Source organism: Pseudomonas vranovensis DSM 16006 (assembly GCF_000425805.1).
Taxonomy (GTDB): Bacteria; Pseudomonadota; Gammaproteobacteria; order Pseudomonadales; family Pseudomonadaceae; genus Aquipseudomonas; species Aquipseudomonas vranovensis.
This window is the reverse complement of record NZ_AUED01000021.1, coordinates 46634-66023: the sequence shown is the minus strand read 5'-3', so window position 1 is coordinate 66023 and position 19390 is coordinate 46634. Positions and strand designations below refer to the sequence as shown.

Annotated in this window: 19 protein-coding genes; 13 read left to right on the top strand and 6 right to left on the bottom strand. The window is 62.1% G+C overall.

Features of this window, described 5'->3' with window-relative positions:
- Entirely contained in the window at positions 1–693 is a 693-nt protein-coding gene (locus H621_RS0116140; protein WP_028944411.1) for a DNA-3-methyladenine glycosylase, read from the bottom strand.
- A gap of 217 nt (positions 694–910) precedes the next feature.
- Here H621_RS0116140 and H621_RS0116135 point away from each other — a divergent pair, with 217 nt between their 5' ends.
- The 13 genes from H621_RS0116135 (at position 911) to H621_RS0116075 (ending at position 13234) form a co-directional block, all read left to right on the top strand.
- Positions 911–2182 (top strand): glutamate-5-semialdehyde dehydrogenase, encoded by a 1272-nt coding sequence (locus H621_RS0116135; RefSeq protein ID WP_028944410.1) that lies wholly within the window; start codon positions 911–913, stop codon positions 2180–2182.
- A gap of 37 nt (positions 2183–2219) precedes the next feature.
- Positions 2220–2870 carry a nicotinate-nucleotide adenylyltransferase gene (gene nadD, locus H621_RS0116130; RefSeq protein WP_105642196.1) on the top strand — a complete coding sequence of 217 codons (651 nt, stop codon included), beginning with the start codon at positions 2220–2222 and terminating at the stop codon, positions 2868–2870.
- A 46-nt stretch (positions 2871–2916) separates the two neighbouring features.
- Positions 2917–3345 carry a ribosome silencing factor gene (gene rsfS / locus H621_RS0116125; RefSeq protein WP_028944408.1) on the top strand — a complete coding sequence of 143 codons (429 nt, stop codon included), beginning with the start codon at positions 2917–2919 and terminating at the stop codon, positions 3343–3345.
- Between the two features lie 9 nt (positions 3346–3354).
- Complete coding sequence (gene rlmH / locus H621_RS0116120; RefSeq protein ID WP_010222895.1) at positions 3355–3822, top strand: 23S rRNA (pseudouridine(1915)-N(3))-methyltransferase RlmH; 468 nt, start codon at positions 3355–3357, stop codon at positions 3820–3822.
- Positions 3823–3838: 16 nt separating this feature from the next.
- Positions 3839–5728, top strand: a complete 1890-nt coding sequence (mrdA, locus tag H621_RS0116115) for a penicillin-binding protein 2 (protein ID WP_028944407.1) — start codon at positions 3839–3841, stop codon at positions 5726–5728.
- A 38-nt stretch (positions 5729–5766) separates the two neighbouring features.
- Complete coding sequence (gene rodA / locus H621_RS0116110; protein ID WP_045182857.1) at positions 5767–6870, top strand: rod shape-determining protein RodA; 1104 nt, start codon at positions 5767–5769, stop codon at positions 6868–6870.
- Positions 6871–6887: 17 nt separating this feature from the next.
- A complete protein-coding gene (gene mltB / locus H621_RS0116105; protein WP_028944405.1) occupies positions 6888–7898 on the top strand; it encodes a lytic murein transglycosylase B in 1011 nt (336 codons plus the stop codon).
- The gene (locus tag H621_RS0116100; RefSeq protein WP_028944404.1) at positions 7898–8893 is read left to right on the top strand and encodes a septal ring lytic transglycosylase RlpA family protein; all 996 of its coding nucleotides are present in this window, start codon (positions 7898–7900) and stop codon (positions 8891–8893) included. Before mltB ends, H621_RS0116100 begins: the two co-directional genes overlap by 1 nt.
- A gap of 134 nt (positions 8894–9027) precedes the next feature.
- Positions 9028–10188 carry a D-alanyl-D-alanine carboxypeptidase family protein gene (locus tag H621_RS0116095; RefSeq protein ID WP_028944403.1) on the top strand — a complete coding sequence of 387 codons (1161 nt, stop codon included), beginning with the start codon at positions 9028–9030 and terminating at the stop codon, positions 10186–10188.
- Between the two features lie 76 nt (positions 10189–10264).
- The gene (locus H621_RS0116090) at positions 10265–10540 is read left to right on the top strand and encodes a DUF493 domain-containing protein (protein ID WP_028944402.1); all 276 of its coding nucleotides are present in this window, start codon (positions 10265–10267) and stop codon (positions 10538–10540) included.
- Positions 10540–11187, top strand: a complete 648-nt coding sequence (gene lipB, locus H621_RS0116085) for a lipoyl(octanoyl) transferase LipB (RefSeq protein WP_028944401.1) — start codon at positions 10540–10542, stop codon at positions 11185–11187. Before H621_RS0116090 ends, lipB begins: the two co-directional genes overlap by 1 nt.
- A 2-nt stretch (positions 11188–11189) precedes the next feature.
- Complete coding sequence (lipA, locus tag H621_RS0116080) at positions 11190–12188, top strand: lipoyl synthase (protein ID WP_028944400.1); 999 nt, start codon at positions 11190–11192, stop codon at positions 12186–12188.
- Positions 12189–12274: 86 nt separating this feature from the next.
- Positions 12275–13234 carry a S66 peptidase family protein gene (locus tag H621_RS0116075; RefSeq protein WP_051270559.1) on the top strand — a complete coding sequence of 320 codons (960 nt, stop codon included), beginning with the start codon at positions 12275–12277 and terminating at the stop codon, positions 13232–13234.
- Between the two features lie 30 nt (positions 13235–13264).
- Here H621_RS0116075 and H621_RS0116070 read toward each other — a convergent pair whose 3' ends face one another.
- From H621_RS0116070 to leuS, 5 genes are all read right to left on the bottom strand, one after another.
- Complete coding sequence (locus H621_RS0116070) at positions 13265–14581, bottom strand: lytic murein transglycosylase (protein ID WP_028944398.1); 1317 nt, start codon at positions 14579–14581, stop codon at positions 13265–13267.
- A 61-nt stretch (positions 14582–14642) separates the two neighbouring features.
- Positions 14643–14807, bottom strand: coding sequence for an alternative ribosome rescue factor ArfA (arfA, locus tag H621_RS0116065; RefSeq protein WP_028944397.1), 165 nt, complete (start codon positions 14805–14807; stop codon positions 14643–14645).
- A gap of 106 nt (positions 14808–14913) precedes the next feature.
- Entirely contained in the window at positions 14914–15951 is a 1038-nt protein-coding gene (gene holA / locus H621_RS0116060; RefSeq protein ID WP_028944396.1) for a DNA polymerase III subunit delta, read from the bottom strand.
- 36 nt (positions 15952–15987) lie between these two features.
- Positions 15988–16596 (bottom strand): LPS-assembly lipoprotein LptE, encoded by a 609-nt coding sequence (locus tag H621_RS0116055; protein ID WP_028944395.1) that lies wholly within the window; start codon positions 16594–16596, stop codon positions 15988–15990.
- A 65-nt stretch (positions 16597–16661) separates the two neighbouring features.
- Complete coding sequence (leuS, locus tag H621_RS0116050; protein ID WP_028944394.1) at positions 16662–19268, bottom strand: leucine--tRNA ligase; 2607 nt, start codon at positions 19266–19268, stop codon at positions 16662–16664.
- Between the last annotated feature and the right edge of the window lie 122 nt (positions 19269–19390).

Genomic DNA, 19390 nt, shown 5'->3' with positions numbered 1-19390 from the left:
TCAGTTTCCTTGTGTCAGTAAAAAGTAGTCCCGGCCTTCGACTTGGCCGCGACGCAGCGGGTTCCGTGTGCAATGACGGGCAAATTCGGCATCGACGAATCGGTAGGGCAGATGTTCATCGCGGCCGTGGGGAATGCCCAGGCGGGTGGTCTGAATAATATGTTTCACATTGATACCGCAGTCTTCGACGAACAAGCGTTCCGGGTCGAAGCGCTTGGCGTCCCAGTGTGGCACTTTCAGGCCCAGGGCCTTGCACAGCAAGGTCTGGCCGGCGCAGAGGCGCTCGATGGCGCGCGGTTGGCCATTGGCATCGGGGTTGTTCAGGTGCATCTGTACCAAACTGTTGTCATCGCTGATGGCATCGACGAAAGGGAAGGCCGCTTTGATCAGCACCGCGTTGCCTGGGCCGTGGGCGCTGAAGTTCAGCGAGTCACCACCACGGGCGTAGTACATGTAGATGTGCCCGCCGTCGAGAAACAATGCCTTGCGCTTTTCCGTATAACCGAGCGAGGCATGGCTGCCCTTGTCGCTGCAGTAGTAGGCCTCGGTCTCGATGATCCGTGCCGACAGCCAGTAGGGGCCGTGGCGATGGCGGATGATCTTGCCCAATAGCGATCTGGCCAGCGCCTGGGCGTCGCGGTCGAAGAAGCTGTCAGGCAGGGCCCGGGACGGGCAGGGGGCTGAGTCGGGCATGCTGGTGGTTCGGTAGAAGGCAAGGGCTGGATGATAGCATTGCCGCCTGCAGGATCGGGCTTGCCCCGCGATTGGACGTATCTGGCAGACCGCAATCATGCGGCAAGCGCGATCCTGCAGGGCACTGTTTTTGACCATCCGCCTGTCACTGCTGGGCGCGGGGCGACGCGACAGTTATAATCATCCGATTTTCCCCTTCGCCAAGACCACTGAGCCCATGACTGAGTCCGTTCTTGACTACATGACCCGCCTGGGTCGCGCCGCCCGTGAGGCCGCGCGCGTTATTGCCCGTGCCAGCACCGCGCAGAAAAACCGCGCGCTGCAAGCGGCCGCCAATGCCCTGGATGCCGCTCGCGACGAGTTGTCGGCTGCCAACGAGCTGGACCTGGCCGCTGGTCGTGCCAATGGCCTGGAACCGGCCATGCTCGAGCGCCTGGCGCTGACCCCGGCCCGTGTCGACGGCATGATCGTCGGTCTGCGCCAGGTCGCCAGCCTTCCAGACCCGGTCGGTGCGATCCGTGACATGAGCTATCGGCCGTCGGGTATTCAGGTCGGCAAGATGCGCGTACCGCTGGGCGTGATCGGGATCATCTACGAATCCCGGCCGAACGTGACCATCGACGCCGCCAGCCTGTGCCTCAAGTCCGGCAACGCCACCATCCTGCGTGGCGGCTCGGAAGCCATCCATTCCAATCGTGCCATTGCCGCGTGCATCCAGCGCGGCCTGGCCGAGGCCGGCCTGCCATCTGCCGTGGTGCAGGTGGTCGAGACCACCGATCGCGAAGCGGTCGGCGCCTTGATCAGCATGCCCGAATACGTGGATGTGATCGTGCCGCGCGGCGGCAAGGGCCTGATCGAACGTATCAGTCGCGATGCGCGCGTGCCGGTCATCAAGCACCTGGACGGCATCTGTCATGTGTATGTGGCCGAACATGCCGAGCTGGACAAGGCCCGGCGCATTGCCTTCAACGCCAAGACCTACCGGTATGGCATCTGCGGAGCGATGGAAACCCTGCTGGTTGATCAGTCGGTCGCTGCCGAGTTCTTGCCGGAAATGGCCCGTCAATTTCGGGAAAAAGGCGTCGAGCTGCGCGGGTGCGTACGGACGTGCAGCATCATTGATGCCGTGCCGGCCACCGAGGAAGACTGGAACACCGAGTACCTGGCGGCCATCCTGTCGATCCGCGTGGTCGAGGGCCTGGACCAGGCCATCGAGCACATCAACCACTACGGTTCGCACCATACCGACTCGATTGTCACCGAGCATCAGGGCCAGGCCCGGCGGTTCACGGCCGAGGTCGATTCGTCCTCGGTCATGATCAATACCCCGACCTGCTTTGCCGACGGCTTCGAGTATGGCTTGGGGGCAGAGATCGGTATTTCCACCGACAAGCTGCACGCCCGCGGCCCTGTCGGCCTGGAAGGCTTGACCTGTGAAAAATACGTGGTGATCGGCGACGGTCAACTGCGTGGACAGGAGTCGATCTGACTTGGCCGAGCGCAAACCGCTCGCCCACGTCTCGACGATGTCGCTCGCCCGGCGCATCGGCGTGCTCGGCGGGACCTTCGACCCGGTACACATCGGCCACCTGCGCAGCGCGCTGGAGGTGGCCGAAGTGCTGGCGCTGGACGAGCTGCGGCTGATGCCCAACGCCCGTCCGCCGCACCGTGGCACCCCACAGGTGTCGGCCGAGGATCGCCTGGCGATGGTTCGTTGTGCGGTCGAAGGTGTGCCAACGCTGACTGTCGATGCCCGCGAGCTGTTGCGCGATACGCCGTCGTACACCATTGAAACGCTTGAACTGATGCGCGCTGAAATGGCCGCCTCGGATCAGCTGTTTCTGCTGCTGGGCTGGGACGCGTTCTGCGGCTTGCCCAGTTGGCACCGTTGGGAAGAATTGCTGCAACACTGCCACATCCTGGTGCTGCAACGCCCGGATGCCGACGTCGAGCCACCGGATGCCCTTCGCAACCTGTTGGCCGCGCGCTCAGTCAGTGATCCGCAGGCCCTGGTTGGGCCGGCGGGACATATTGCATTCGTCTGGCAGACCCCGCTTGCGGTGTCAGCCACGCAGATCCGACAGCTGCTGGCCAGCGGCAAGTCGGTGCGGTTTCTGGTGCCGGACGCAGTACTGGCCTACATCGATGCGCACAACCTTTACCGTGCGCCGAACTGAGGGTGCTGTGAAGCGCCCCTACATTACGAGTTGAATGAGTTTTTATATGACCAAGCAAAAACACAGTGCCATCAGTGCCGAAGAACTGGTCGAGCTGACCAAGGTTGCCCTGTCTGACGTCAAGGCCCAGGACATTCAGGTTATCGACGTGCGTGAAAAGCATAGCCTGACCGACTACATGATCATCGCCACCGGTACCTCCAACCGCCAGATCAGCGCCATGCTTGAAAAGGTCCGTGAAGCGGTCAAGGCCAAGGGCGTGCAGCCGCTGGGCGAAGAAGGCAAGGGTGACAGCGACTGGGTTCTGCTGGACCTGAACGACGTCATTGTTCACATGATGACCGCCGCTGCCCGCCAGTTCTACGACCTGGAGCGCCTGTGGATGGGTGCCGAGCAGAGCCGCGCCGCCGATGGCAAGCACCACAGCCCGGACAACACCCACGCCTACTCCGAAAATCTCAAAGACCGGGAATAAGGAAGCGTCGTGCGTCTGCGTCTGATCGCGGTCGGCTCGCGCATGCCCAAGTGGGTGGAAGACGGTTGGCATGAGTATGCCAAGCGCCTGCCCTCGGAGCTTTCGCTGGAGCTGGTGGAAATACCGCTCAATACCCGGGGCAAGAATGCCGATGTCGCCCGCCTGATTCGTCAGGAGGGCGAGGCCATGCTCGCCAAGGTCCAGCCAGGGGAACGGATTGTCACCCTGGAGGTCCATGGCAAGCCCTGGAGTACCGAGCAACTGGCGGTCGAGCTGGATCGCTGGCGGTTGGACTCGCGTACCGTGAACTTCATGGTCGGCGGCCCGGAAGGGCTGGCGCCGGAAGTCTGCGCGCGCGCCGAGCAGCGCTGGTCGCTGTCGCCGCTGACCCTGCCGCACCCATTGGTAAGGATACTGATCGGCGAACAGCTGTACCGCGCCTGGACCGTGTTGTCCGGGCACCCTTACCACAAATGAACCTGTAAGCCTTTCAATGACGCAGCCGATTCGCCTCAAGGATCACGAGAAAGACGCCCGTTTGGTGCGCAGTCGCGTCGTGGTCGGTGCCGTGGCGATCGTCCTGCTGATCTGCGTCCTGATCGCGCGCCTGTATTACCTGCAGGTGATCCAGTACGAATATCACTCGACGCTGTCGGAGAACAACCGGGTGCACGTGCAGCCGATTCCACCGACCCGCGGGCTGATCTTCGATCGCAATGGCGTGATCATCGCCGACAACCGCCCAAGCTTCAGCCTGAGCATGACCCGGGAGCGTTCCGGCGATTGGCAGCAGGTGCTGGATGTGATCGTCGAAGTCCTGGAGCTTACGCCCGACGACCGTACCCTGTTCGAGAAGCGCATGCGCCAGGGGCGCCGGCCGTTCGAGCCGGTGCCGATCCTGTTCGAGCTGACTGAAGAGCAGATTGCGCGGATTGCCGTGAACCAGTTCCGCCTGCCCGGTGTAGAGGTGGTCGCCCAACTGGTGCGGCATTACCCGCAGGGTGCGCATTTCGCGCACTCGGTGGGCTATGTCGGGCGGATCAACGAGAAAGAGCTCAAGACCCTCGACCCGGTCAATTACAGCGGCACTCACCATATTGGCAAGACAGGCATCGAGCGCTTCTACGAACCGGAGCTGCATGGCCAGGTAGGTTATGAAGAGGTCGAGACCAACGCCCGTGGCAGGGTGTTGCGGGTTCTCAAGCGCACCGATCCGATCCCCGGCAAGGACATTGTCCTGAGCCTGGACATCAAGCTGCAGGAAGCCGCTGAAGCCGCGTTGGCCGGGCGCCGTGGTGCAATCGTCGCACTCGACCCGAACACCGGTGAAGTGCTGGCGATGGTCAGCCAGCCAAGTTTCGACCCGAACCTGTTCGTGACCGGCATCAGCTTCAAGGCCTATGCGGAGCTGCGTGACTCCATCGACCGGCCGCTGTTCAACCGCGTGCTGCGCGGGCTGTATCCGCCAGGTTCGACGATCAAGCCGGCGGTGGCCATTGCCGGCCTGGACAGCGGCGTGGTCACGGCTTCGAGCCGGGTATTCGACCCTGGTTACTACCAATTGCCCAATTACGATCACAAGTACCGTAACTGGAACCGTAGCGGTGACGGCTGGGTCGACCTGGACACAGCGATCATGCGCTCCAACGACACCTATTTTTACGATTTGGCCCACAAGATGGGCATTGATCGCTTGTCTACCTACATGAACCGTTTTGGAATCGGCCGGAAGGTGTCGCTGGACATGTTTGAAGAATCGCCTGGCCTGATGCCGTCGCGCGAATGGAAGCGTGCCACTCGCCGTCAGGCCTGGTTCCCCGGCGAAACCCTGATCCTCGGTATCGGCCAGGGTTACATGCAGGCCACCCCGTTGCAGCTGGCGCAGGCCACGGCCCTGATCGCCAGCAAGGGCAAGTGGAATCGCCCGCACCTGGCCAAGACTATCGAGGGCTTGCCACCGGTGGACGAGAACCCTATCGAGGATATCGTGCTGCGTGACAAGTCCGACTGGAACAAGGTCACCCACGGCATGGAGCAGGTGATGCACGGCGCCCGGGGTACGGCGCGCAAGGCAGCGATCGGTGCGCAGTACCGGATCGCCGGCAAGAGTGGTACCGCCCAGGTAGTGGCAATCAAGCAGGGTGAGAAGTACGACCGCAACAAGTTGCAGGAGCGTCATCGCGACCACGCCTTGTTCGTCGGGTTTGCCCCGGCGGACAACCCCAAGATCGTGGTGTCGGTGATGGTCGAGAACGGTGAGTCCGGTTCCGGTGTTGCAGCGCCCGTGGTGCGTCAGGTCATGGACGCCTGGTTGCTGGGCCCCGATGGCCGCCTCAAGCCTGAATTCGCCAACCCGTCCATTGCCCAGGAATCGGCCCCGTGAAGAGTAATTTCGATCGCATGCTCTCCAGCGAGGACGTGATGCGTCGTCGCGCCAGCTTCCTGCAACGCATTCATATCGACGGTCCCTTGCTGATCCTGTTGCTGACGCTGGCGGCCGGCAGCCTGTTCGTCCTCTATTCGGCCAGTGGCAAGAACTGGGACCTGCTGCTCAAGCAGGCCAGCTCCTTCGGCATCGGCCTGGTGTCGATGTTCGTCATTGCCCAGCTGGAGCCCCGTTTCATGGCCCGCTGGGTGCCGTTGGCCTATGTCTGCGGGGTGATTCTGCTGGTGGTGGTGGACGTCATGGGTCACAACGCCATGGGCGCCACGCGCTGGATCAACATCCCCGGGGTTATCCGCTTCCAGCCCTCGGAGTTCATGAAGATCATCATGCCGGCGACCATCGCCTGGTACCTGGCCAAGCGCTCGCTGCCTCCGCACCTCAAGCATGTGATGATCAGCCTGATCATGATCGGTGTGCCATTCATTTTGATCGTTCGCCAGCCTGACCTGGGAACCGCCTTGCTGATCCTGGCGTCAGGTGCGTTCGTATTGTTCATGGGGGGGCTGCGCTGGCGCTGGATCGTCAGTGTGATCGCCGCAGCGGTACCGGTGGCGGTGGCCATGTGGTTCTTCGTCATGCACGACTACCAGAAGCAGCGTGTACTGACCTTCCTGGACCCCGAGAGCGACCCGCTGGGCACCGGCTGGAACATCATCCAGTCCAAGGCCGCCATCGGCTCCGGGGGCGTGTTCGGCAAGGGCTGGTTGCTGGGTACCCAGTCGCACCTGGACTTCCTGCCGGAAAGCCATACCGACTTCATCATCGCGGTACTGGGCGAGGAGTTCGGGCTGGTCGGCATCTGCGCGCTGTTGTTGATCTATCTGCTGCTCATCGGTCGCGGCCTGGTGATTACTGCCCAGGCCCAGACACTCTATGGCAAGTTGCTGGCCGGCAGCCTGACCATGACCTTTTTTGTCTATGTGTTCGTTAATATCGGTATGGTCAGCGGCTTGTTGCCCGTGGTGGGTGTGCCGTTGCCCTTCATTAGTTATGGCGGAACTTCGTTAGTGACGCTGCTGTCAGCGTTTGGGGTTTTAATGTCGATCCACACGCACCGCAAATGGATTGCACAGGTTTGAATAAGGTGAAGAATTACATGCAATTTATGCGTGGCTGGGCCGCTCGTTGCGCGCCCTGGGTTGGCCTGTTCGGCCTGCTCGGTGGAGCACAGCAAGCGACCGCCGGGGACTATGACGGCTCACCGCAGGTGGTCGAGTTCGTCGGCGAGATGACCCGCGACTACGGTTTTGCCGGCGAACAACTGATGGATGTGTTTCGCGATGTTCAGCGCAAGCAATCGATCCTCGACGCCATTTCCCGGCCCGCCGAGCGGGTAAAACCCTGGAAGGACTATCGCCCGATGTTCCTCACCGACGCCCGGGTGGCGCGCGGTGTCGACTTCTGGCGCCAGCACGAGGCGACCCTGGCGCGCGCCGAGAAAGAGTACGGTGTACCGGCCCAGGTGATCGTGTCGATCATCGGCGTTGAAACCTTTTTTGGCCGCAACACCGGCAACTACCGGGTGATCGACGCGTTGTCGACCCTGGGTTTCGACTACCCGCCGCGCAGCGAGTTTTTCCGCAAGGAGCTGCGCGAGTTCCTGCTGTTGTCCCGTGAAGAGCAGGTCGATCCGCTGACCCTCAAGGGTTCCTACGCTGGCGCCATGGGCCTGCCGCAGTTCATGCCGAGCAGCTTTCGCGCCTACGCGGTGGACTTCGACGGCGACGGCCACATCAATATCTGGAACAACCCGGACGATGCCATCGGCAGTGTCGCCAGCTACTTCAAGCGTCACGGCTGGGTAGCGGGCGAGCAGGTGGTCAGCCGCGCCAGTGTCACCGGCAATCGCGTTGATGAGGGCTTGAGCCCCGGTATAGACGCGGTCAATACAGTCGGGGAGTTGCGGGCACTGGGCTGGTCGAGTCATGATGCGCTGCGCGATGATCTGCCGGTCACCGCCTTTCGGCTCGAAGGTGACAACGGCCCTGAGTACTGGCTGGGCCTGAAGAACTTCTACGCGATCACTCGCTACAACCGCAGCGTGATGTACGCCATGGCGGTACATCAGCTATCGGACCTGCTGGTTCAAGCACGGGGCGCCAAGTAATGCGCGTATTGTTTTCTCAAACCTCTCTCAAACTGATCGGCTGCGCGGCCATGGGCCTGTTGCTGGCCAGTTGCTCGTCGAACAAGCCGGCGCCGCAAGGCCCCGCGGTGGTCAAGGCCAAGCCAGGCCTGGACATCAACCGCGCGCACAAGGACGGTGCCCCGTGGTGGGACGTCGATGTGTCGAAGATCCCTGACGCCACGCCGACCGTACACACTGGCAACTACAAGGCCAACCCGTACACGGTGCTGGGCAAGACCTACTTCCCGATCCAGGAGTCGCGCAACTACCGCGCCGAGGGTACCGCGTCCTGGTACGGCACCAAGTTCCACGGCCAGAATACCGCCAACGGCGAGGTCTATGACCTCTATGGCATGAGTGCGGCACACAAGACCCTGCCGCTGCCGGCCTACGTCAAGGTCACCAACCTGGACAACCAGCGCAGTGTGATCCTGCGGGTCAACGACCGTGGTCCGTTCTACTCCGACCGCATCATCGACCTGTCCTACGCGGCGGCGAAGAAGCTCGGCTATGCCGAAACCGGCACCGCGCGCGTGCGCGTCGAGGGCATCGATCCCAAGCAGTGGTGGGCCCAGCGCGGCCAGCCGGCGCCGATGGTGCTCAATCAGCCTCAGGTTGCCCAGACCCAGACATTGCCTGCCAGCACCGGCACGGTCGAGCAATGGACCCCGCCGCCGCAGCAGCATGCCGCTGCCGTTGTGCCGCTGCAGGTCGCCAGTAACAGTGCCCAGGCCGCCAATGGTCTTTACTTGCAGGTCGGCGCCTTCGCCAACCCGGATGCCGCCGAGCTGCTGCGCTCCAAGTTGAGCGGCATGGTCAGTGCCCCGGTGTTCATCAGTTCGGTGGTGCGCAACCAGCAAACCCTGCACCGGGTGCGCCTCGGGCCGATCAACAGCCAGGGCGAAGCCCAGCAAATGCAGGACAGTGTGCGTCTGGCCAATCTTGGCCAGCCCAAAGTTGTGACGGCAGACTGACCGGGGGGACTGGTCGCTTTGTCATGCAAGCGGGCCTGACCGCCATGTACAATGGCGGTTTTGCTCGCAAGGCCCAGCGCCTGAAGACGTTTTGCCCATAAGGGCATGAGCCCATTAGCCATTTCGAGAGACGGATGAACATAACCAGCTTTGCCAAACGCCTTTGCCTGCTTGTACCGCTGATGATCACCCCTGCTGCGTTTGCAGCAGAGCAGATGATGCCGTCGCCGCCGCAACTGGCAGCCAAGTCCTACGTGCTCATGGAAGCTTCCAGCGGTAATGTCCTGGTCGAGAATAATGGTGACGAGCGTTTGCCGCCGGCCAGCCTGACCAAGCTGATGACCGCCTATATCGCGACCCTGGATATCCGTCGCGGGCAAATCGGTGAAAACGATCCGGTTACCGTCAGCGAAAACGCCTGGCGTACCGGTGGTTCGCGTATGTTCATCAAGGTCGGCACCCAGGTCAGCGTCAGCGACCTGCTGCATGGCATCATCATCCAGTCGGGCAACGACGCCAGTGTCGCCCTCGCCGAGCACATCGCCGGCAGCGAAGACGCGTTCGCCGACATGATGAACAAGACCGCCGCTGACCTGGGTATGACCAACAGCCACTTCATGAACCCGACCGGCCTGCCGAACCCCGAGCATTACTCGTCGGCTCACGACATGGCCGTGCTGGCCCGCGCGATCATCCACGAAGACCCGGCCCACTATGCGATCTACTCGCAGAAGGAGTTCTTCTGGAACAACATCAAGCAGCCAAACCGCAACCTGCTGCTGTGGCGTGACAAGACCGTCGACGGTCTGAAGACCGGCCACACCGACGAAGCCGGCTACTGCATGGTGTCTTCGGCCGTACGTGATGGCATGCGCCTGATCGCCGTGGTCTTCGGTACCAACAGCGAGCAGTCCCGCGCTGCCGAAACCCAGAAGCTGCTGACCTACGGTTTCCGTTTCTTCGAAACCCAGACCTTCTACCAGAAGGGTACCGAGCTTGCTCAGGCACCGGTCTGGAAGGGCACCACCAGCCAGGTCAAGGCCGGCCTGGCCAACGACCTGAGCATGACTTTGCCTAAAGGCCAATTGAAACGCCTGGCCGCAAGCATGACCATGAACCCACAGCTGATGGCACCGATCGCCAAAGGTGACGTGATCGGTAAAGTGGAAGTCAAACTGGATGACAAAGTGGTTCACAGCGCTGACCTGATCGCGCTGGAGCCTGTGGAGGAAGGTGGTTTCTTCCGTCGAGTCTGGGATAGCATTCGGCTATTCTTCTACGGGTTGTTCAACTGATATCGTGACCTGCCACGCCCCCGCCTGCACATGCGGGGGCGTTGTTGTTGCCACGGCTTACGAGGCCGTTACCGCCATGACCGAACCAGACGTCAAGTCGCACAAAATCGAATTCCCCTGCGCTGATTATCCGATCAAGGTAATCGGCGACACCGTGGTCAATTTCAAGGACACGGTGATCGAGATCCTCAAGAAGTACGCTGAAGTCGACCTCAAGACCCTGGCCGAGCGCCAGAGCAAGGAAGGCAAGTACACCACTGTGCAATTGCACATTGTCGCCACCGGCGAAGACCAGTTGCACAACATCAACAGTGCCCTGCGTGCTACCGGAATCGTGAAAATGGTGCTGTGATGCCGGCGAGCCTCGGCTTTCGTGAACTCGGATTACTGCCTTACGAGCCTGTACTCGAGGCCATGCGTCGGTTCACCGACCAGCGCGGCCCCGAAACCGGTGACGAAGTCTGGCTGGTGGAGCACCCTTCGGTGTTCACCCAGGGCCAGGCGGGCAAGGCCGAGCACCTGCTGATACCGGGAGACATCCCGGTGGTGCAGACCGATCGCGGAGGCCAGGTGACCTATCACGGTCCGGGCCAGTTGGTGGCCTACCTGTTGCTGGACGTGCGCCGACTCGGGTTCGGTGTGCGCGATCTGGTCAGTCGCATGGAGCGCTGCCTGATCGAATTGCTCGCCAGTTACAACGTCGAGGCGGCGGCCAAGGCCGATGCGCCTGGCGTCTATGTCGATGGGGCGAAGATCGCCTCCCTCGGCTTGCGGATTCGCAATGGCTGTTCTTTCCATGGCCTTGCTCTGAACGTGGACATGGACCTCGCGCCATTCCGCCGGATTAACCCCTGCGGGTATGCGGGGCTGGCCATGACCCAGCTGAGCGACCAGGCAGGCCCGATCGAACTCTCTGAGGTAAGGGCAAGGCTGCGCGGGCAGCTGGTCAAGCACCTCGACTATGCTGAGCAGGCGACCCTTACGGGCGGAATCTTCTGAATATGACTACTGTTGTGCAAGAACCAGTGCAAACCGTGACACCGGCGCCTCGCCCAAAGGTCGAGGCGGGCGTCAAACTGCGTGGCGCAGAGAAAGTTGCGCGTATCCCGGTAAAGATCATCCCCACCGACGAGTTGCCGAAAAAGCCTGACTGGATCCGCGTACGTATTCCGGTTTCGCCGGAAGTCGACCGCATCAAGCAATTGCTGCGCAAGCACAAGCTGCACAGTGTGTGTGAAGAGGCGTCCTGCCCGAACCTGGGTGAGTGCTTCTCTGGCGGCACCGCGACCTTCATGATCATGGGTGACATCTGCACCCGTCGTTGCCCGTTCTGTGACGTCGGTCATGGCCGCCCCAAGCCCTTGGACGTCGATGAACCGAAGAACCTGGCGGTGGCCATTGCCGACCTGCGCTTGAAGTACGTGGTGATCACCTCGGTAGACCGCGACGACCTGCGTGACGGTGGCGCCCAGCACTTTGCCGATTGCATCCGCGAGATCCGTGCCTTGTCGCCGGGCGTTCAGCTCGAGACTCTGGTACCGGACTACCGTGGTCGCATGGACGTCGCTTTGGCGATCACCGCCGAAACGCCACCGGATGTGTTCAACCACAACCTTGAAACCGTCCCGCGCCTGTACAAGGCTGCGCGTCCGGGCTCCGACTACCAGTGGTCGCTGACCCTGCTGCAGAAGTTCAAGGAACTGGTGCCGCACGTACCGACCAAGTCCGGTCTGATGCTGGGCCTGGGCGAGACCGACGAAGAAGTGATCGAAGTGATGCATCGCATGCGCGAGCACAACATCGACATGCTGACCCTTGGCCAGTACCTGCAGCCATCGCGCAGCCACTTGCCTGTGCAGCGATTCGTACACCCGGACACCTTCGCCTGGTTCGCCGAGGAAGGCTACAAGATGGGCTTCAAGAACGTCGCTTCCGGTCCGTTGGTGCGTTCGTCGTACCACGCCGACCAGCAGGCGCATGAGGCCAAGATCAAGCTTTGATCGAATGCTGGCACTTCAATGCCGATGTCTGCTGACCAGCGACATCGGCATTTTTATTTGTCCGGTCCATACAAGGAGACGTCTGGATGAATCTTCCGGTCGGTTATCAGCAAGAAGCAGCGGCCTGTAGCCCCCTGTTGCCCAAAGCACTGCCCGACAATGGGTGTATCGCCATCATCGCCCCGGCCGGACCTGCCCAGCTGGATACGCTCGAGGCTGTGCAGTGGTTCAATGATCGCGGCTACCAGTGCCGGATCTATCCAGGAGTGGCCGAAGCCGAGGGATACCTGGCCGGGTGCGATGCGCGACGTCTGGCAGACCTGCATGCCGCATTTGCCGCCACGGATGTCGACGCCATCATCTGCCTGCGCGGGGGATACGGCAGCATGCGCCTGCTCGATGGCATCGACTATGCGTTGCTGCGCCAACATCCCAAGCCGTTGGTGGGCTACAGCGATATCACTGCCTTGCACAACGCCATTGCCCGGCATGCCGGTTTCGTGACCTTCCATGGCGCGATGCTCAAGTCCGAGCTGTTGGCCAACAAGCAGGAGCCCACGGTCGCGTCGCTGTTCGAGCTGCTCAGTGGCCACCTCGGACGTGGTGACACTTTGGAGCACCCGCAAGCCTACCCGCTGAGCACAATCGTTCCTGGTGCCGCCTCAGGCCGCTTGCGCGGCGGTAACCTGGCAATGATCTGCGCAACCTTGAACACACCGGCAGAAATACTCAGCCAGGGCAGCATCCTGTTCATCGAGGACGTCAACGAACCGCTGTACCGCATCGACCGCCTGCTGACCCAGTTGCGCCTGGCCGGCAAGTTCGAGGGGGTTCGTGGTGTGCTGGTCGGTGATTTTGCAGGCCTGGAGCAGGCGCAACTCGCGCCGATTTTGAGGCAGATGTTCGAGCCCCTGCGTATTCCGGTGCTGGCTGGATGGCGCAGTGGGCACTGTGACCCCAACCTGACCTTGCCCTTCGGCGCTCAGGTGCTCCTGGATGCCGACCGCCATCGACTGCAGTTGCAACAGGATTTGTTCGCGCAATGAAAAACGCCCCTTGAACGGGGCGTTTTTTATTCAGCGCTGACGCAGGTTTTCCAGCAACTTGTGGGTCGGGTAGCCATCGGCGGGCCACCCCAGTGCCTGTTGTGCGCTACGAATCGCCTTGCGGGTATTGGCGCCAATAATACCGTCGGCGGCACCGGCGTCGTAATTCCTGGCGCTGAGCAGGGTCTGCAACTCGACACGCTCACTGCGGCTGAGGGGCAGATCGTCCTTCGGCCAGCTGCCGGCGATATAACCCGAGCCAGTGAAGCGTTGGCTCAGCAGGCCGACCGCCATCGCGTAGGAGGAGGAGTTGTTGTACTTGAGAATGGCGCGGAAGTTGTCCAGCACCAGGAATGCCGGACCGCGGTAGCCTGCAGGCAGCAGCAGGGCGGCGGAGAGCTGCTCGCTGCCCGCAGGCAGGCGTACACCGACCGGCAGTTTCAGGCCCAGTTGCATCCATTCAGTGACGCTCTTGCGCTGGGCGCCATCGGCCAGCCAGTAATCGAAGCTGGCGGGCAGTTGCACCTCAAAGCCCCAGGGCTCCCCGCGCTTCCAGCCGGAGCTCTGCAGGTAATGGGCGGTAGACGCCAGCGCATCCGCGGAGCTGTTCCAGATATCCCGGCGGCCATCGCCGTCGAAATCCACCGCATGGGTGTTGTAGGTGGTGGGGATGAACTGAGTCTGGCCCATGGCGCCAGCCCACGAACCGCGCATGGCATCAGGCTGTATATCGCCATTTTGCAGAATCTGCAGGGCGGCGATCAATTGCGCCTGGGCAAAGGCCGGACGACGGCCTTCGTAGGCCAGGGTAGCCAGGGAGCGGATCACCGACTTATTGCCCTGGAACTGGCCGAAGTTGCTTTCCATGCCCCAGACCGAGACCAGTACATCGCGGTCGACGCCGTAGCGTTGTTCGATCTGGCCGAGCAGCACGGAATGTTTCTCCAGCAGGGCTTTACCGTTGCGTACGCGCAGCGGCGACAGGGCGCCGTCGAGGTACTCCCACACCGGGCGAGTGAATTCCGGCTGGCTACGGTCGGCCTTGACGACGTCCATATCGGGCGTGACACCAAGGAAAGCGCTATCGAAGGTGGTGGGCTTGATGCCGGCCTGCAGGGCTTGCTGACGGAAGCCTGCCTGCCATTGGGCAAAGGTTTGCAGCGGTTGGATTTCGCTGCTGGTGTCGACAGCCGGGTTGGGCACGGTCACGACCGGAGCAGGCTGGGCGGGCGCCAGCGGCAGCGCATCGGCGGCGGTGGGCTTTTCCGCGCAGGCGACAAGGAAGATGAGGCTGGAGGCGGCAATCAGTTGGCGAGGTTGCCAACGACGGGAAAGACAAAGGGGCATGCACAGGTCCAGGTATTTCAGGTCAGGTGCCGACCATATCATGCCTGCTGAAATCTTGCCTTTATGCGGCCAAAAAGTAAGAAGCCTCCCAATCTCTCGATTGGAAGGCTTCGCGGCGGTAGCTGCCTTTGCCTTTGCCGGGTTGTTCCTGGCGGCAGCGGAACAGCGGTTGGGCGATGAGTGATTTGGCCTTGTTGGGCCGGGCTTTTGTCGGCTTTTTGCTCATGGGAGGATGACCTCTGGGTGGGGAGTGGCGCGAATATAGGACTGAAAGCATCGCGGGGCAAGCCCACGCCTTCAATCTCCAGGGTGGACTTGTCGGGTAGTGGGCGTCACTCAGCCGGCAAGGCCAGCCGCTGCCCTGCCATCAACAACGAAAGCCGTGCCAGGCTGGTCCAGGGAGAGCCCTGGGCCTGGCCCTTGATCTGCGCATCGATGCGCTGGGCATCTTGCAGCAACTGGCTCCAGCGTTGCGCCGAAAGGCGCTGCAGGGCTTTGCTCATCAGCGGCTTGCGTTTATCCCAGACCGGTGGCCGCGCCTGGCTGAACGCTTTGTCCAGCGGCACGCCCTGGCTGAATTGCTGAGCCAGGCTCGCCAGCAGGCGTAACTCACGGGCCAGCGCCCAGAGAATCACCGGCGGTTCGACGCCTTCGCCGCGCAGGCCTTCGAGCATGCGCAGGGCATGAGCCGCCTCGCCATTGAGTATCGCATCGACCAAGCCAAAGACATCGAAGCGGGCGCTGTCGGCCACGGCAGCTTGCACGGTCTCGACAGTAATTTGATTGCCTTCCGCCAGCAGCTTGAGCTTTTCGATTTCCTGGGCGGCGGCAAGCAGGTTGCCCTCGACCCGGGCAGCGATCAGATCCACGGCATCACGCTGTGCCGACAACCCTGCCTGGGACAGGCGCTGGTTGATCCATTGCGGCAGTTGCTGGGCATCGACCGGCCAGATCTGTATGAACTGGACCTGTTGGCCTTCAATCAGTGCCTTGCCCCATTTGGTCTTCTGCGCGCTGCCGTCCAGCTTGGGCAGGCTGATCAGCAGCAGGGTGTCCTCGGCAGGCCGGGAGCAGTACTCGATCAGGGCTGCCGCACCCTTGTCGCCAGGCTTGCCAGAGGGCAGGCGCAGTTCCAGCAGGCGGCGCTGGGCGAACAGGGAGAGGCTGGCGCCGGCCTGGAGCAGGGTGCCCCAGTCGAAGTTGGCGTCGGCACTGAATACCTGGCGCTCGTCGAACCCTTGCTGGCGTGCCGCGCCACGTATGGCGTCGGCAGCTTCCTGGCACAGCAACGGGTCGTCGCCACTGATCACGTAGACCGGTGCGAGAGGGCCTTGCAGGTGCTTGTTGAGCTGGGCGGGGGAGAGTTTCATGGTCGCAGACGGGGCACCGAAGTGCCCCGTTCAGGCTCAGTTCATCGGCAGTTGCAGGGGCGACTGCTGAGGCGTCTCGTCCTGGGCGCGGCGGGCCGCTTCCATGGCGTCGGCTTCGGCCTTGGCACGTTCGTCGGCTTTTTGCTGCAGCACCTCGAGTTGAGTCGGGGTCAGCAGTTGCAGGCGAACCAGCATGTTTTGCACCAGTTCGCGGCGCATTTCCTTGCGAGCCTGGGTGGCTTCCTGCTGGGAGCCGGTGATGTTATTGCCGTCGTGCACGTAGATCTTGCGTACTTCGAGCTTGTCGTTCAGCAGGTTGGTGTCGTTGTGACCGTCGATGGTGTAGCTCAGCACGGTGGTCAGCTCGTATTCGGCCGAGCGGCCGGATCCGCCAGCGTAGGAGGCTGCGCGTTGAGATTCTTGTTCGTTGGTCAGGATCAGTTTGTACGGTGCGCCAGCGTGGACGTTGACGCCGCTGGTCTGCAGGGCCTGGCGCAGCTGGGTCACGGTCTCGCCGTAGGCGTTACGTGCGCTCAGGTCCAGTTCCTTGATAGCGAGTTCGGTCTGGCCGGTGCCGCGCAGCTGGAAACCGCAGGCACTGAGCATGACGGCCAGGCCGATCACCAGCAGATTGCGTTTGATCATCTTGTAGCTCCCTCTTGGGCCGATTCTGTATACGGGCCCGCCGTTCATGCGGGCCCGTAGTCCTGTCAGTTGGCGACGATGTTGACCAGCTTGCCCGGTACCACGATGACCTTGCGGATGCTCAGGCCTTCGGTGAAGCGCAGGACGTTCTCGTTGCTGCGGGCAGCGGCTTCGATGTCTTCACGGCTGGCGCCGGCCGGCATTTCGATCTGCCCGCGCAGCTTGCCATTGACCTGGATGACCAGAACGATGCTGTCCTGGACCAGGGCGCTTTCGTCCAGCGTCGGCCAGGCGGCATCGATCACGGCATCCTGGTGACCCAGGCGCTGCCACAGCTCATGGCTGATGTGCGGGGTGATCGGGGCCAGCAGCAGGGCGACGGTTTCCAGGCCTTCCTGCAGCAGGGCGCGGTCTTGCTCGGTAGCCTGCGGGGCTTTTTCCAGCACGTTCATCACGGTCATCACCTGGGCGATGGCGGTGTTGAACTTGTGGTGCTGGCCGACATCGATGCTGGCCTGTTTGATGGCCGCGTGGATGGCGCGGCGGATTACCTTCTGAGCGTCGTCCAGGGCCGCGACGTCGAGCTTGCCCGGCAAGCCCTGGGTCACGTGGGCCTGGGCCAGGCGCCAGACACGGCGCAGGAAGCGGTTGGCGCCTTCAACGCCGGAGTCGGACCACTCCAGGCTCATGTCGGGCGGCGATGCGAACATCATGAACAGACGGCAGGTGTCGGCGCCATAGGCATCGATCATCGCCTGCGGGTCAACGCCGTTGTTCTTGGACTTGGACATCTTCTCGGTGCCACCGATCTCGACCGGCAGGCCGTCGGTTTTCAGGCGGGCGCCGATGATCTTGGCCTTGGCATCACGCTCGATTTCAACGTCGGCCGGGTTGAACCAGTCCTTGCCGCCGTTGCTGGCAACGCGGTAGTAGGTTTCGGCAACGACCATGCCCTGGGTCAGCAGGTTCTTGAACGGCTCGTTGGAGGTGACCAGGCCTTCGTCACGCATCAGCTTGTGGAAGAAGCGCGCGTACAGCAGGTGCAAGATGGCGTGTTCGATACCGCCAATGTACTGGTCCACCGGCAGCCAGTGGTTGGCAGCCTTTGGATCGACCATGCCGCCTTCGTAGTTTGGCGAGGCGTAGCGGGCGAAGTACCAGGACGACTCGACGAAGGTGTCCATGGTGTCGGTTTCGCGCTTGGCCGCGGTGCCGCATTTAGGGCAGGTGCAGGCGTAGAACTCAGGCATGCGAGCCAGTGGCGAGCCTGCGCCATCCGGTACAACGTCTTCAGGCAGGGTGACGGGCAACTGGTCTTCAGGGACCGGCACGTCGCCGCAGGACGGACAATGGATGATCGGGATCGGGCAGCCCCAGTAGCGCTGGCGGCTGATACCCCAGTCGCGCAGGCGGAACTGGGTGCGCGATTTGCCGAGTTCTTTCTTGATCAGTGCCACTTCAATGGCATCGAAGGCGCCCGGGAAGTCCAGGCCATCGAATTCGCCGGAGTTGATCAGCGTGCCGTGTTCGCCACATGCAGCATCCCACGCGGCGGCAACGTCGTCGCCCAGGCTGGTGCGAATCACGGCCTTGAACGGCAGGTTGTACTTTTTGGCGAACTCGAAGTCGCGTTCGTCATGGGCCGGAACGGCCATTACCGCACCGTCGCCGTAGTGCATCAGCACATAGTTGGCGACCCACACCGGCAGTTTTTCACCGGTCAGCGGGTGCTCGACGAACAGCGAGGTGGCCAGGCCTTTTTTCTCCTGGGTGGCGACGTCGGCTTCGGCGACGCTGCCGCTCTTGCATTCGTCGATGAACGCCTGCAGCGCTGGGTTGCCCTGGGCTGCCTGGGTGGCCAGCGGGTGCTCGGCGGCAACGGCCACGTAGGTGGCGCCCATCAGGGTGTCGGGACGGGTGGTGAAGACTTTCAGTGCCCCGGCGTGGCCGATGCTGGCCAGGTCGTAGGGGAACTGAACTTCCATGCCACGCGACTTGCCGATCCAGTTGCGCTGCATGGTCTTGACCTGTTCGGGCCAGCCCGGCAGCTCGTCGAGGCTTTCCAGCAGCTCGTCGGCATAGTCGGTGATCTTGAAGTAGTACATCGGGATTTCGCGCTTCTCGATCAGCGCGCCCGAACGCCAGCCACGTCCATCGATGACCTGCTCGTTGGCCAATACAGTCTGGTCGGCCGGGTCCCAGTTCACGGTACCGTTCTTGCGGTAGATCACGCCTTTTTCGAACAGGCGGGTGAACAGCCACTGTTCCCAGCGGTAGTAGTCCGGCTTGCAGGTGGTGACTTCGCGGGACCAGTCGAAGGCAAGGCCCAGGCTCTTGAGCTGGGTCTTCATGTAGTCGATGTTTTCGTAGGTCCACTTGGCCGGCGCGACGTTGTTCTTCATCGCGGCGTTTTCGGCCGGCATGCCGAAGGCGTCCCAACCCATTGGCTGCATGACATTCTTGCCCAGCATGCGCTGGTAGCGGGCAATCACGTCGCCGATGGTGTAGTTGCGCACGTGGCCCATATGTAGCTTGCCGCTTGGGTACGGGAACATCGATAGGCAGTAGAACGTGTCCTTGCCTTCCTGTTCACTGACTTCAAAAGACTTTCGCTCGTCCCAAAACGATTGGGCGGCGGCTTCGATTTCGCGGGGCTGATAGAGTTCGTGCATGGCTACTTTGCGCTGAGAAATGGGAGACCTTATCCAGGCAGCGAAAAAAACGCTGCATCGGCAATCCGGTGTCAAAAGGGTGAACGCCCTAGCATACATGACCGCTGTCCACCGAGGGAAAC

Bases quoted from the DNA above. Each gene is read 5' to 3' on its own strand.
- H621_RS0116140 (WP_028944411.1), bottom strand. From the start codon at position 693: ATGCCCGACTCAGCCCCCTGCCCGTCCCGGGCCCTGCCTGACAGCTTC.
- H621_RS0116135 (WP_028944410.1), top strand. From the start codon at position 911: ATGACTGAGTCCGTTCTTGACTACATGACCCGCCTGGGTCGCGCCGCC.
- nadD (WP_105642196.1), top strand. From the start codon at position 2,220: ATGTCGCTCGCCCGGCGCATCGGCGTGCTCGGCGGGACCTTCGACCCG.
- rsfS (WP_028944408.1), top strand. From the start codon at position 2,917: ATGACCAAGCAAAAACACAGTGCCATCAGTGCCGAAGAACTGGTCGAG.
- mrdA (WP_028944407.1), top strand. From the start codon at position 3,839: ATGACGCAGCCGATTCGCCTCAAGGATCACGAGAAAGACGCCCGTTTG.
- rodA (WP_045182857.1), top strand. From the start codon at position 5,767: ATGCGTCGTCGCGCCAGCTTCCTGCAACGCATTCATATCGACGGTCCC.
- mltB (WP_028944405.1), top strand. From the start codon at position 6,888: ATGCAATTTATGCGTGGCTGGGCCGCTCGTTGCGCGCCCTGGGTTGGC.
- H621_RS0116100 (WP_028944404.1), top strand. From the start codon at position 7,898: ATGCGCGTATTGTTTTCTCAAACCTCTCTCAAACTGATCGGCTGCGCG.
- H621_RS0116095 (WP_028944403.1), top strand. From the start codon at position 9,028: ATGAACATAACCAGCTTTGCCAAACGCCTTTGCCTGCTTGTACCGCTG.
- H621_RS0116090 (WP_028944402.1), top strand. From the start codon at position 10,265: ATGACCGAACCAGACGTCAAGTCGCACAAAATCGAATTCCCCTGCGCT.
- lipB (WP_028944401.1), top strand. From the start codon at position 10,540: ATGCCGGCGAGCCTCGGCTTTCGTGAACTCGGATTACTGCCTTACGAG.
- lipA (WP_028944400.1), top strand. From the start codon at position 11,190: ATGACTACTGTTGTGCAAGAACCAGTGCAAACCGTGACACCGGCGCCT.
- H621_RS0116075 (WP_051270559.1), top strand. From the start codon at position 12,275: ATGAATCTTCCGGTCGGTTATCAGCAAGAAGCAGCGGCCTGTAGCCCC.
- H621_RS0116070 (WP_028944398.1), bottom strand. From the start codon at position 14,581: ATGCCCCTTTGTCTTTCCCGTCGTTGGCAACCTCGCCAACTGATTGCC.
- arfA (WP_028944397.1), bottom strand. From the start codon at position 14,807: ATGAGCAAAAAGCCGACAAAAGCCCGGCCCAACAAGGCCAAATCACTC.
- holA (WP_028944396.1), bottom strand. From the start codon at position 15,951: ATGAAACTCTCCCCCGCCCAGCTCAACAAGCACCTGCAAGGCCCTCTC.
- H621_RS0116055 (WP_028944395.1), bottom strand. From the start codon at position 16,596: ATGATCAAACGCAATCTGCTGGTGATCGGCCTGGCCGTCATGCTCAGT.
- leuS (WP_028944394.1), bottom strand. From the start codon at position 19,268: ATGCACGAACTCTATCAGCCCCGCGAAATCGAAGCCGCCGCCCAATCG.